Genomic DNA, 12,336 nt, shown 5'->3' on the forward strand with positions numbered 1-12,336 from the left:
GTTCCGGTCCGATCACGATGATTCTCGCGCGCTCCGTTCCCGCTGCGCCCATCGTCATGGGCGTTCTCAACGTGACGGCCGATTCGTTCTCCGACGGCGGTCGCTACCTCGACGTCGACGCGGCTGTCGAACACGGCCTGGCGATGCATCGGCTGGGAGTCGACATCGTCGACGTCGGCGGGGAGTCCACGCGCCCCGGGGCGGACCGCGTCGACCCGTCGGTCGAGGCACAGCGCGTCGTACCGGTCATCTCGGCGTTGGCCGCCGAAGGCGTGAGCGCCAGCGTCGACACGATGCGCGCACACGTCGCCGCTGCGGCGATCGAGGCCGGGGTGTCGATCGTCAACGACGTCTCGGGCGGTCGAGCCGACCCCGCAATGGCCGGCGTGGTCGCGCAAGGCGGGCTGCCGTGGATCCTGATGCACTGGCGGGCCGCCGACTCGACGTTCCGGCACACCGGCCCGGCCGATCACTACGACGACGTGGTCGCCGACGTCCGCCGCGAACTGCTCGAGCAGGTCGACCACGCAGTGAGCGCCGGGGTCGACGCGTCGCGGATCGTGCTGGACCCGGGCCTCGGATTCGCCAAGAACGCAGAGCACAACTGGCAGCTGCTGCGCGGACTGCCCACCCTGGTGGAATCCGGTTTCCCAGTTCTGGTGGGTGCGTCCCGCAAACGTTTTCTGGGCTCGCTCCTCGCCGAACCCGACGGTTCACCGCGTCCACCGGACGGCCGGGAGATCGCGACGGCCGTCGTCTCGGCCCTCGCCGTCGCCGGCGGCGCGTGGGGAGTGCGGGTGCACGACGTCCGGTCGTCACTCGACGCGGTCGCCGTCGTGCGGGCATGGCAGGGTGGTCGCGCATGAGCGAGATCAACAGTGCCGCTGCAGGGACTCGTCGCGGTGACCGCATCGAATTGCGCGGGCTGACCGTCCGCGGCAATCACGGGGTCTTCGACTTCGAGAAGCGAGACGGCCAGGACTTCGTCGTCGACATCACCGTCTGGATGGATCTCTCGCCCGCGGCCGAGACCGACGATCTGACTCGCACGCTGCATTACGGCGAACTGGCCGAACATGCCGCGGCGGTCGTAGCGGGCCCGTCCCGGGACCTGATCGAGACGGTCTCCGCCGAGATCGCCGAGGTGGTGCTCGGTTACGACTCCCGAGTCGACGCAGTGGAGGTGGTGCTGCACAAGCCGTCGGCTCCCATTCCCCTGACGTTCGGCGACGTTGCCGTGGTGGCCTATCGGGAGCGAAAGTGAGCCGTGCAGTGCTGTCGATCGGCAGCAACATCGGCGACTCGATGAGCCACTTGCGTTCTGTCACAACGGAATTGGGTTCGCGCGTGGTGGCGTGCTCGGCCGTGCATCGATCTGCTCCGTGGGGTGGCGTCGAGCAACAGGACTTCCTCAACGCGATCGTGGTGGCCGAGGACGATGCCTACGGCCCGTGGGACTGGTTGCGTCTGGCGCAGCAACTCGAGGAGGCAGCGGACCGCGTTCGAGTGCAGCGTTGGGGACCCCGCAGCCTCGACGTCGACGTGATCGTGTGCGACGACGTCATCAGTGACGACCCGCGCCTGATTCTTCCCCATCCCCGTGCACACGAGCGCGCGTTCGTGCTGCTGCCGTGGCTGGACGTCGAGCCCGACGCCACGCTTCGGGTCGACGGGGCGGACGTGCCGATATCCGAGCTGCTCGAGCGTCTGAGTACGGACGAGCGAGCGGGAGTCGTCCGTCTCGACGGCGACGGTGATCGACTGTGGTGACCAATCCCACCAAGATCTGGGATGTCTTGGGTTTGTTTCTGATCGCCGCAGTGGGCACGTGGCTGCTGGTGCGGGTTTTCTACGGTTCGTTTCCGCCGATCCCGGTGTACGCCGGAGCGTCGCTGTATCTGGTCGCGGTGGTGGAAGTGGTGACCGCGGTGATCGTCCGCAATCGCATCGCCGAGCATCGAGTGGGTACCGGTCTGCACGACCTGCATCCGTTGACGGTCTTCCGGGCGCTGGTGTTGGCGAAGGCGTCGCTGCTGGTGGGAACCGCTCTGGTGGGGGTGTGCGTCGGCTTCCTGGTGTACGTATTGCCACGAGCGGCAACGGTGCGAGCGGCGTCGGCGGACCGAGCCGGAGCGATCGTGGCCCTCGTCGCGGGCCTGGCCGTCGTCGCCGCCGCGGTGTGGCTCGAGCAGTGCTGCCGCACCCCGGAAGATCGGGACGACGAGCGCTCCCGATAACGTATCCGTCCCTCGATCGTTACCTTCGTTGTGTACGTGATCGGTCGGGGATGACCAGATGCGACCGACAGGCCGGTTACCCTTGAGAACATGACAGATCAGACTCGCGCCAAGAAGGGACGCCGAAAGCGGCGTAGTGCGAGCCAGCTGTTCCTCGCGGCGCTCGTCGTGTTCGGCATCGTCGCCAGTGTGCTGTTGTTGTTCAGCGAAAGCGTTCAGTGGATGCGCGTCGGGGTGCTCTCGGCGCTGTGGGCCGCGGTGATCGGTGCGTTCGCGATGACAAAGTACCGAAGGGAAGCGGCCGCGGATCAGACCAAGGCCAAGGACTTACAGACCGTCTACGAACTGCAGCTCGCCCGCGAGATCTCGGCCCGACGCGAGTACGAGATGAGCGTCGAAGCCCGAGTGCGCAACGAGACTCGGTTGGAATCGGACGAGGTCGCTGCGCTGCGTAACGAACTGGCCGCGCTGCGCCAGAACCTGCAGGTGCTGTTCGAGGGCAATCTGCCGACCGAACGGGTCGCACTGCGCGCCGAGGCGATGCGGATGCAGGAACTCGGTGGCCGTGGCTACGACAGCTATCAGCCCGCCCCGTCCGGGTTGTACGTACGGGGTGGCGGCAACGGCAACGGACCTGCAGGCCCCGGCTTCAACGGCGTAGGTACGCCCTACGACGAGCCGGTCACCGCCGAGACGTCGGTGGTCTACCCCGAGGATCCCGACGAAATGCCCCGCGCGACCGCGGCACCTGAAGCCGATTCCCGGTACGCACAGGACGCGTCTGCCGAGCAGGGTTCTGCACCGGAGGGTTCCGACGACGTCACCGACGCCGGGCAGAACGACCGCACCGAGCCGCCGGCCGCGCAGTCCCGCCCCTACGGGGCACCGAGGCCGGCCGGGCGGGTGAGCCCGCCCACCTCGCCGTTCACCGCATACAACTTCGAGCAGACGCGTCGACCCGCGGCCGAATCCGAACCGGCCGAATCAGCAGCGGTCGAGGACGCCGAACCTGTCGAGGAGGCCCAGGCTCAACAGGCCCCCGAGTCCGAATCGGCCGAAGAAGCGGCCACGTACCCGGAGTCGCGCCGATCGCTGCGCGATTCGGCCGATGCGTTCTTCGCAGCCGACCGCGTCGACGACACGCCTGCCGAGGAGACGGCGGATGCACCGCGACGCGGACGCAGGCGCGCCGAATCCCCCGAGGAGGCGTCCGGCGCGCACTCCAACGGCCGTTCCGTCGCCGAGATCATGGCCGGGCTGGCAGGCGGCGATTCGGCCGACACGACGACCACCGACGCCGGCACGCGTCGCCGTCGCCGTCGCGCAGACTGAGAACCAGATCACACCGGTTTCCCATGGCACGTTCGGTGCCGCTGTCGCTATTGTTCCCTGCAGGACGTCTGGTACCCGCCGAGCGGGACTGGAACGAACGAGAGGAAAATTTCGGTGACCTCATCAGGGTTCACTGGTGGTCTGTCTCCGGCTCGCTTGACCGTGGGTGTCGTCTCCGCCGGTCGGGTCGGTACGGCATTCGGTGAGGCGCTCGAACGCGTCGGACACGTTGTTGTCGGTGCCGCCGCGGTATCGGACGCATCCATCGCGCGAGTACGTGATCGATTGCCCGAGTCGCAGATTCTGCCTGTCGACGAGGTTGCCCGTCGCGCCGAACTGCTGATTCTGGCGGTACCGGATTACGAACTGGCCTCGATCGTCGCCGGTCTCGCCGCGACCGGGGCGGTCGCGCCGGGCAAGTTGGTGGCGCACACCTCCGGCGCGAACGGCGTCGCAGTACTGGAGCCGTTGGCTGCCCTGGGCGCGGTTCCGTTGGCGATACATCCGGCGATGACATTCAGCGGCGGACCCGAGGACACCGACCGGATGACGGCCGCGTGCTTCGGCATCACCGCAGGCGACGAGATCGGTTACGCGGTAGCCCAAGCCCTCGTCCTCGAGATCGGCGGCGAGCCGGTGCACGTGCCCGAGAACAACCGGGCGCTCTACCACGCGGCGCTCGCTCACGGCAGCAATCACCTCGTGACGTTGGTGGTCGACGCGGTCGAGGCACTGCGAGTTGCGTTGGTCGGTCCGGGTTTTCCTGGATCCGACGCCGAACGGGGTGTGCCCGAGCGCGTTCTGGCTCCGCTGCTCGAAGCTGCACTGGACAATGCGCTGCGCAACGGACAATCCGCACTGACCGGCCCGGTGGCCCGAGGCGATACCGCGGCTGTGGGCAAACACCTCGAAGTGCTCGAGGCCGTCGATCCACGGATCGCCGCCGGGTACCGTGCGCTGTCGCTGCGGTCCGCCCAACGTATCGGTGCCGCAGCCGATCTGATCGAGATTCTGGAAGGGAAGCGATGACCCTCGCGGGCAGCTACACGAAGGGGCAGTTGACGGTTCACCACGATCCCGCGGTGATCACGTCGGTGTCCAAGGCCCTACGTGGCGTCGGCAAGCAGGTCGCTCTGGTGCCGACCATGGGCGCATTGCATGCCGGCCACCTGCAGTTGGTGCGCCAGGCGAAGCTCACCGGCGCGGTCGTGATCGTGTCGATCTTCGTCAATCCGCTGCAGTTCGGCGTGGGGGAGGACCTCGACGCCTATCCGCGGACCCTCGACGCCGATGTCGAACTGCTCCGCGGCGAGGGCGTGGAATTGGTATTCGCGCCGTCCGCGTCGGACATGTACCCGTCCGGGCCGCGCACCACGGTCCATCCCGGTCCGCTCGGTAGTGAACTCGAAGGTGCCAGCAGGCCAACGCATTTCGCGGGAATGCTCACCGTCGTGGCCAAGCTGCTGCAGATAGCCGCTCCGCATCGGGCGTACTTCGGGGAGAAGGACTACCAGCAGCTGACGCTGATCCGGCAGATGGTGCGAGACCTGAACTTCGACGTCGCGGTCATCGGAGTCCCGACGGTTCGCGAGCAGGACGGTCTGGCGCTGTCCTCGCGCAACAGGTATCTCGATGCCGAACAGCGTGACGCTGCAATGGCGTTGTCCGCTGCACTCGTGGCCGGGGCGCACGCCGCTGCCGGTGGTCCGGAGGCGATCATCGCCACCGCGCGTGCCGTACTCGACCAGGTGCCGTTGGTCCAGGTCGACTACCTCGAAGTGCGCGACCCGCATCTCGGCCCGGCTCCCGAACGCGGGGACGGAAGACTGCTCGTGGCCGCCAAGGTCGGCACCACGAGATTGATCGACAACGTCGGTGTCGCAGTCGGCACGGGCTTTCTCGAATACCCCGACGATCCCAAAAGTGGAGAGTGACACGATGTTTCGTACCATGATGAAGTCCAAGATCCATCGCGCCACCGTCACGCATGCCGATCTGCACTACGTGGGCTCGGTGACCGTCGATCAGGAGCTGATGGAAGCAGCCGATCTGCTCGAAGGCGAGCAGGTCACCATTGTCGACATCGACAACGGTGCGCGGCTGGAGACCTACGTGATCACCGGCGAGCGGGGCAGTGGCGTCATCGGAATCAATGGGGCCGCAGCGCATTTGGTGAATCCGGGTGATCTGGTCATCCTGATCGCCTACGGGGTCATGAACGAGCAGGAGGTTGCCGACTACTCACCACGGGTGGTGTTCGTCGACGACAAGAACCGGCCGGTCGAGCTCGGCAGCGACCCGGCTCATGCGCCCGCCGGTTCGGGTCTGATCACGCCGCGCGATCTGCGGGCCGACTCCGTGCTGGTCTGACTCGATGCTTCTCGCAATCGATGTACGCAACACCAGCACGGTGGTCGGGCTCTTCACCGGCACCGGGGATCACTCGAAACTGCTGCGCGATTGGCGTATTCGCACCGATCCCCATGTGACGGCCGACGAGCTGGCGTTCATGTTGCGGGGGTTGTTGGGCGAACAGGCCGAGCAGATCACCGGGGTGACGGCTCTGTCCACGGTGCCGTCCGTGCTGCGCGAGATGCGGACGATGCTCGTACGCTACTGGGATCACGTGGTGCACGTTGTGGTCGAACCCGGTGTGCGGACCGGGGTTCCGCTGCTGGTCGACAATCCCAAAGAGGTTGGTGCCGACCGCATCGTCAATACCCTTGCTGCGCATGATCTGTACGACTCGGCGTGCATCGTGGTGGATTTCGGCACCACCACGTGTGTCGACGTCGTCTCGGCCAAGGGCGAGTTCCTTGGCGGAGCGATCGCGCCCGGTCTCGAAATTTCGGCGTCGGCCATGTCGACTCGCACCGCGACGCTGCGTGAGGTCGAGATGGTGCGGCCGCGATCGGTGCTGGGCAAGAACACCGTCGAGTGCATCCAAGCGGGCACCATCTTCGGTTTCGCCGGCCTGGTGGACGGGCTCGTCGGACGCATCAGACGTGAGGTGCCGGAGGTCAAAGGCGCCGACGTCGCGGTCATCGGTACCGGAGACATCGCCGCGCTGATCCTGCCCGAGTCGACGACCATCGAGCATCACGAACCCGACCTGACGCTCGAAGGACTTCGACTGGTCTACGAACGCAACATGGCAAAGCGGCGGCCACGCTGAGTGTTTCGGTGAAGCGGGGTAGCGCGTCGGGCGTTCGTGTGTCAGAATCGTCCGCGTGATGACGTGCATGGCCACCCAGGAGTGTTGTCGAGGCTGACCGCTGCCTCGTTCGTTACACACCCCTGGAGTAGAGCTTCATGCTTTCCACACCTGTATTTTCTGCACCCTCCCGACCCCGATCGTCCTCACGGTCGGTCTCGACGTTGCCGACGCGGCTACGTCCACCCGACCTGCTGCGCATCACCGATCAGGGCGCATCGGACGTCCTCGAGGGGCGGTTCGACCACCTGCTTCCCGGCGGTGGACGGTGGCCGACGGACGAGCGTTGGGCCACTCGCCTGCACTCCGACGACGATCTCGACGTCTGGTTGATCAGCTGGGTTCCCGAGCGATCCACCGAACTGCACGATCACGCCGGATCGCTCGGTGCATTGACCGTCCTGAGTGGTTCTTTGCTCGAATACCGTTGGGCGGGAACTGAACTGAAGGAACGTCATCTCGACGCGGGAGATCAGGCAGCCTTTCCGCTGGGATGGGTGCACGACGTGATGCACGATCCGGCGTCGAACACGACCGGGCCCACCCTCAGCGTGCACGCCTACTCACCGCCGCTGACGGCGATGTCGTACTACGAAGTGACCGAGCGCGCCACGCTGCGCCGGACCCGCAGCGAGCTCACCGCCGAACCCGAGAAGGCCACGAGATGACCATCGTCGAAATGCTCGAATCCGCTCGCGAGACCATCGATCGCATGACCGTCTTCGAACTCCGTGACGCTGTCGACCGCGGCGCGGTCGTCGTCGACATTCGCCCGCAGGCGCAGCGCGCAGTCGAGGGCACCCTGCCCGGTGCGTTGGCCATCGAACGCAACGTTCTCGAATGGCGTCTCGATCCCACCAGTGACGCGCGGCTGGCGATCGCCACCGACCACGACGTCGAGTGGATCGTCATCTGCTCCGAGGGCTACACCTCCTCGCTCGCGGCCGCGTCGCTCAAGCTGCTGGGTCTGCACAAGGCCACCGATCTGGTCGGCGGCTATCAGGCACTGAAGTCGGCCGGGCTGCTCGGGTGTTGACGCAGGCCAAGCACTGCGTTCGCGAGGCTGAGGCCGTCGCAGCGCACTGATCGTCCTGACAGTCCTGGACTGTAAAGTGTGTGCGCGTGAGTGATACAGCTTCTACCCAGCCGGCCGACGACACCCCGGAGCAGCTACGGATTCGTCGCGCCAAGCGCGCTGCGTTGCTCGAGCGCGGGGTCGAGGCGTATCCGGTGTCGGTTCCGCGGACCCATTCGCTGCTCGAGATCCGCACCCAGTTTCCCGAGCTCGACGCCGACACGACGACCGGCCTGATCGTCGGCGTCGTCGGCCGCGTGATCTTCGTCCGTAACACCGGCAAGCTGTGCTTCGCCACCCTGCAGGAGGGCGACGGCACCCAGCTCCAAGCCATGATCAGCCTGGCAGGTGTCGGCGAGGACGCCCTCGCAGCGTGGAAGGCCGACGTCGACCTGGGCGACTTCGTGTTCGTACACGGCGAGGTCATCAGCTCCCGTCGAGGTGAGCTCTCGGTGATGGCCGACGCCTGGCAGATCGCGTCGAAGTCGTTGCGGCCCTTGCCCGTCGCGCACAAGGAACTCAGCGAAGAGACGCGTATTCGGCAGCGCTACCTGGATCTGATCACGCGTCCGGAGGCCCGAGAGACCGCCCGCAAGCGCATCGCCGTCGTCAGAGAACTACGCAATGCACTCGAGCGTCGCGGGTTCCTCGAAGTCGAGACCCCGATGCTGCAGACGCTGCACGGCGGCGCGGCAGCCCGGCCGTTCGTCACGCACTCCAATGCCATGGACACCGACTTGTTCCTGCGGATCGCGCCGGAGCTGTTCCTCAAGCGCTGCGTCGTCGGCGGTATCGAGAAGGTGTTCGAGATCAACCGCAACTTCCGCAACGAGGGTGCCGACTCCTCGCACTCGCCGGAGTTCGCGATGCTCGAGACGTACGAGGCCTACGGCACGTACGACGATTCGGCGAAGATGACGCGGGAGCTGGTCCAGGAAGTGGCCATAGCAGCCCTCGGATCCACGGTCGTCACACTGCCCGACGGCACGACCTACGATCTCGGTGGCGAGTGGACGACGCTCGAGATGTACCCGTCGCTGTCGGAGTCGCTCGGATTCGACGTCACCCCCGACACCACCGTCGACGAGTTGCTCGCCATCGCCGACAAGGTGGGCGTCGAGGTGCCACGCAAGGACGGCGTCCCGATCTACGGCCACGGCAAGCTCGTCGAGGAGCTGTGGGAACACCAGGTGGGCGACGCGTTGACCGAACCGACGTTCGTCCGCGACTTCCCGGTCGAGACGTCCCCGCTGACGCGTCAGCACCGCAGCAAGCCAGGCGTCACCGAGAAGTGGGACCTGTACGTCCGTGGGTTCGAGCTGGCCACCGGCTACTCCGAGTTGGTCGATCCGATCATCCAGCGTGAGCGCTTCGAGGACCAGGCGCGTCAGGCTGCCGCAGGCGACGACGAGGCGATGGTGCTCGACGAGGACTTCCTCGCGGCCATGGAACAGGGAATGCCGCCGACCACCGGAACCGGTATGGGAATCGACCGTCTGCTGATGGCGTTGACCGGGCTGGGTATCCGAGAAACGATCCTGTTTCCGATCGTCAAGCCGTCGCAGGCCTGATCGGAGGCCAGAAAGCTGTTCGCCAGCAGCGGACAGCGATCGGGAAACGTTTTGCAAAGTGCCTGCGTTATGAACAGTAAGCACACGAGGCGGTCCGTCTCGTTGCCGGATACGCAGTATTTCAGGGGTGGAGGGTCGGCGTTCGTCACGTCGGCCAACTACAGTGAGACACAGTCTTACCTTCGAATGCACAAGCGACCGAGTGTTCAGGACACTGCGGCGCTGGAAGAACTGGTGGGCGAGCTACCACCCACCGAGAAGTGAGGGAGAGCGATGTTCGAGAGGTTCACCGATCGCGCGCGGCGTGTTGTCGTCCTGGCTCAAGAAGAAGCCCGGATGCTCAACCACAACTACATCGGCACGGAGCACATTCTGCTGGGCCTCATCCACGAGGGTGAAGGTGTTGCAGCAAAGTCTCTCGAGTCGCTGGGCATCTCCCTCGAAGGAGTTCGCAGCCAGGTAGAGGAAATCATCGGCCAGGGCCAGCAGGCTCCGTCCGGTCACATTCCGTTCACTCCGCGCGCCAAGAAAGTACTCGAGCTCAGCCTGCGTGAAGCACTGCAGCTCGGCCACAACTACATCGGCACCGAGCACATCCTGCTCGGCCTGATCCGCGAAGGCGAAGGCGTCGCAGCTCAGGTTCTGGTCAAGCTCGGAGCCGACCTCAACCGCGTGCGCCAGCAGGTCATCCAGCTGCTGTCGGGCTACCAGGGCAAAGAGCCGTCCGAGAGCGGCAGCGGCCGCGGCGAGGCGGGCACCCCGTCGACGTCTCTGGTTCTCGACCAGTTCGGACGCAACCTCACCCAGGCCGCGCTCGAAGGCAAGCTCGACCCGGTCATCGGTCGCGCGAAGGAAATCGAGCGCGTCATGCAGGTGCTGTCGCGTCGTACCAAGAACAACCCTGTTCTGATCGGCGAGCCCGGTGTCGGTAAGACCGCAGTCGTCGAAGGCCTGGCTCAGGCCATCGTCAACGGTGAGGTTCCCGAGACGCTCAAGGACAAGCAGCTCTACACCCTCGACCTCGGCTCGCTCGTGGCCGGCAGCCGTTACCGCGGTGACTTCGAGGAGCGCCTGAAGAAGGTGCTCAAGGAGATCAACACCCGCGGCGACATCATCCTGTTCATCGACGAGCTGCACACGCTCGTCGGCGCAGGTGCCGCCGAAGGTGCCATCGACGCAGCGTCGATCCTCAAGCCGAAGCTGGCTCGTGGCGAACTGCAGACCATCGGTGCCACCACGCTCGACGAGTACCGCAAGTACATCGAGAAGGACGCCGCTCTCGAGCGTCGTTTCCAGCCCGTCCAGGTCGGCGAGCCGACCGTCGAGCACACCATCGAGATCCTCAAGGGTCTGCGCGATCGCTACGAGGCACACCACCGCGTCTCGATCACCGACGGTGCACTCGTCGCTGCCGCCACCCTGGCCGACCGGTACATCAACGATCGGTTCTTGCCCGACAAGGCAATCGACCTCATCGACGAGGCGGGCGCGCGGATGCGCATCCGCCGGATGACCGCGCCGCCAGACCTGCGTGAGTTCGACGACAAGATCGCCGACGCACGCCGGGAGAAGGAATCGGCCATCGACGCCCAGGACTTCGAGAAGGCTGCGAACCTGCGCGACAAGGAGAAGACCCTCGTCGGTCAGCGTGCCGAGCGGGAAAAGCAGTGGCGTTCCGGTGACCTCGACGTCATCGCCGAGGTCGACGACGAGCAGATCGCCGAGGTCCTCGGAAACTGGACCGGCATCCCCGTCTTCAAGCTCACCGAGGAAGAGACCACGCGTCTGCTCCGCATGGAAGACGAGCTGCACAAGCGGATCATCGGCCAGGTCGAGGCAGTCAAGGCCGTCTCCAAGGCGATCCGTCGTACCCGTGCAGGTCTGAAGGACCCGAAGCGCCCGTCGGGCTCGTTCATCTTCGCCGGCCCGTCCGGTGTCGGTAAGACCGAGCTGTCGAAGGCACTCGCGAACTTCCTCTTCGGTGAGGACGACGCGCTCATCCAGATCGACATGGGCGAGTTCCACGACCGCTTCACCGCCTCGCGTCTGTTCGGTGCTCCTCCCGGATACGTCGGCTACGAAGAGGGTGGCCAGCTCACCGAGAAGGTCCGCCGCAAGCCGTTCTCCGTCGTCCTGTTCGACGAGATCGAGAAGGCCCACTCGGAGATCTATAACACGCTGCTTCAGGTCCTGGAAGACGGTCGCCTGACCGACGGACAGGGACGCACGGTCGACTTCAAGAACACCGTGCTGATCTTCACCTCGAACCTCGGTACCGCAGACATCTCGAAGGCTGTCGGTCTCGGCTTCTCCTCGGGTGAAGGCACCGGCTCGAACTACGAGCGCATGAAGCTCAAGGTCAACGACGAGCTGAAGAAGCATTTCCGCCCCGAGTTCCTGAACCGTATCGACGACATCGTCGTGTTCCACCAGCTCACCCGAGACGAGATCATCCAGATGGTCGATCTCATGCTCAACCGAGTCGAAGGTGCGCTCAAGAACAAGGACATGGCGATCGAGGTCACCGAGAAGGCCAAGTCGTTGCTGGCCAAGCGTGGATTCGACCCCGTACTGGGTGCACGGCCATTGCGTCGCACCATCCAGCGCGAGATCGAGGACGCCCTGTCGGAGAAGATCCTCTTCGGCGAAATCGAAGCCGGCCAGATCATCCTGGTCGACGTCGAGAACTGGGACGGCGAAGGCGCAGGCGAGGACGCGAAATTCACGTTCCGCGGTGAGAAGAAAGCCATCATCGTCCCCGACGAGGTCCCGGTCGATCTGGCCAAGGCCGCCGGAGACAGCGACAGCGAGTAAGTTTCACCAGTTCCAACACAACGGGCGATCCTCTTCGGAGGGTCGCCCGTTGTCGTATGCCCACAAGCCAACCAACACCCTCCCCCCCTGCCG

General features: G+C 65.5%; 12 protein-coding genes and 1 pseudogene. All 13 read left to right on the forward strand.

Annotated features, from left to right (window positions below):
* Window positions 1–17 precede the first annotated feature (17 nt).
* The 13 genes and pseudogenes from folP to CH285_RS00610 all read left to right on the forward strand — a co-directional run bounded on the left by folP (window position 18) and on the right by CH285_RS00610 (window position 12,243).
* The gene (gene folP, locus CH285_RS00545) at window positions 18–866 is read left to right on the forward strand and encodes a dihydropteroate synthase (protein ID WP_176458656.1); all 849 of its coding nucleotides are present in this window, start codon (window positions 18–20) and stop codon (window positions 864–866) included.
* Entirely contained in the window at window positions 863–1,264 is a 402-nt protein-coding gene (gene folB, locus CH285_RS00550) for a dihydroneopterin aldolase (protein WP_045841635.1), read from the forward strand. The genes folP and folB overlap by 4 nt, the downstream gene beginning before the upstream one ends.
* Entirely contained in the window at window positions 1,261–1,770 is a 510-nt protein-coding gene (gene folK / locus CH285_RS00555) for a 2-amino-4-hydroxy-6-hydroxymethyldihydropteridine diphosphokinase (RefSeq protein ID WP_032364478.1), read from the forward strand. The genes folB and folK overlap by 4 nt, the downstream gene beginning before the upstream one ends.
* Window positions 1,767–2,237 (forward strand): DUF3180 domain-containing protein, encoded by a 471-nt coding sequence (locus CH285_RS00560; protein ID WP_032369421.1) that lies wholly within the window; start codon window positions 1,767–1,769, stop codon window positions 2,235–2,237. The genes folK and CH285_RS00560 overlap by 4 nt, the downstream gene beginning before the upstream one ends.
* A 90-nt stretch (window positions 2,238–2,327) precedes the next feature.
* Entirely contained in the window at window positions 2,328–3,569 is a 1,242-nt protein-coding gene (locus tag CH285_RS00565) for a DUF6779 domain-containing protein (protein ID WP_176458657.1), read from the forward strand.
* A 114-nt stretch (window positions 3,570–3,683) separates the two neighbouring features.
* Complete coding sequence (locus CH285_RS00570) at window positions 3,684–4,598, forward strand: Rossmann-like and DUF2520 domain-containing protein (protein ID WP_094642937.1); 915 nt, start codon at window positions 3,684–3,686, stop codon at window positions 4,596–4,598.
* Window positions 4,595–5,503, forward strand: coding sequence for a pantoate--beta-alanine ligase (gene panC, locus CH285_RS00575; protein ID WP_027494365.1), 909 nt, complete (start codon window positions 4,595–4,597; stop codon window positions 5,501–5,503). Before CH285_RS00570 ends, panC begins: the two co-directional genes overlap by 4 nt.
* Before the next feature lie 4 nt (window positions 5,504–5,507).
* Complete coding sequence (panD, locus tag CH285_RS00580) at window positions 5,508–5,939, forward strand: aspartate 1-decarboxylase (protein WP_057472908.1); 432 nt, start codon at window positions 5,508–5,510, stop codon at window positions 5,937–5,939.
* 4 nt (window positions 5,940–5,943) lie between these two features.
* Window positions 5,944–6,744, forward strand: coding sequence for a type III pantothenate kinase (locus tag CH285_RS00585; protein ID WP_027494363.1), 801 nt, complete (start codon window positions 5,944–5,946; stop codon window positions 6,742–6,744).
* A gap of 137 nt (window positions 6,745–6,881) precedes the next feature.
* The gene (locus CH285_RS00590) at window positions 6,882–7,451 is read left to right on the forward strand and encodes a cysteine dioxygenase (RefSeq protein WP_094642938.1); all 570 of its coding nucleotides are present in this window, start codon (window positions 6,882–6,884) and stop codon (window positions 7,449–7,451) included.
* Window positions 7,448–7,869, forward strand: a pseudogene (locus CH285_RS00595) (rhodanese-like domain-containing protein). Before CH285_RS00590 ends, CH285_RS00595 begins: the two are co-directional and overlap by 4 nt.
* A 36-nt stretch (window positions 7,870–7,905) precedes the next feature.
* Entirely contained in the window at window positions 7,906–9,429 is a 1,524-nt protein-coding gene (gene lysS / locus CH285_RS00600; RefSeq protein ID WP_094642939.1) for a lysine--tRNA ligase, read from the forward strand.
* Window positions 9,430–9,702: 273 nt separating this feature from the next.
* Window positions 9,703–12,243: an ATP-dependent Clp protease ATP-binding subunit gene (locus CH285_RS00610; RefSeq protein ID WP_032364473.1), complete on the forward strand. Its 2,541-nt coding sequence runs from the start codon at window positions 9,703–9,705 to the stop codon at window positions 12,241–12,243.
* Window positions 12,244–12,336: the final 93 nt, after the last annotated feature.

This window comes from Rhodococcus sp. 05-2256-B1, from assembly GCF_002258465.1.
Taxonomy (GTDB): domain Bacteria; phylum Actinomycetota; class Actinomycetes; order Mycobacteriales; family Mycobacteriaceae; genus Rhodococcoides; species Rhodococcoides fascians.

Excerpts from the sequence above, each read along its gene's own strand:
- folB (WP_045841635.1), top strand. The coding sequence starts at position 863 with ATGAGCGAGATCAACAGTGCCGCTGCAGGGACTCGTCGCGGTGACCGC.
- CH285_RS00610 (WP_032364473.1), top strand. The coding sequence starts at position 9,703 with ATGTTCGAGAGGTTCACCGATCGCGCGCGGCGTGTTGTCGTCCTGGCT.
- panD (WP_057472908.1), top strand. The coding sequence starts at position 5,508 with ATGTTTCGTACCATGATGAAGTCCAAGATCCATCGCGCCACCGTCACG.
- panC (WP_027494365.1), top strand. The coding sequence starts at position 4,595 with ATGACCCTCGCGGGCAGCTACACGAAGGGGCAGTTGACGGTTCACCAC.
- CH285_RS00585 (WP_027494363.1), top strand. The coding sequence starts at position 5,944 with ATGCTTCTCGCAATCGATGTACGCAACACCAGCACGGTGGTCGGGCTC.
- CH285_RS00590 (WP_094642938.1), top strand. The coding sequence starts at position 6,882 with ATGCTTTCCACACCTGTATTTTCTGCACCCTCCCGACCCCGATCGTCC.
- CH285_RS00565 (WP_176458657.1), top strand. The coding sequence starts at position 2,328 with ATGACAGATCAGACTCGCGCCAAGAAGGGACGCCGAAAGCGGCGTAGT.
- folP (WP_176458656.1), top strand. The coding sequence starts at position 18 with ATGATTCTCGCGCGCTCCGTTCCCGCTGCGCCCATCGTCATGGGCGTT.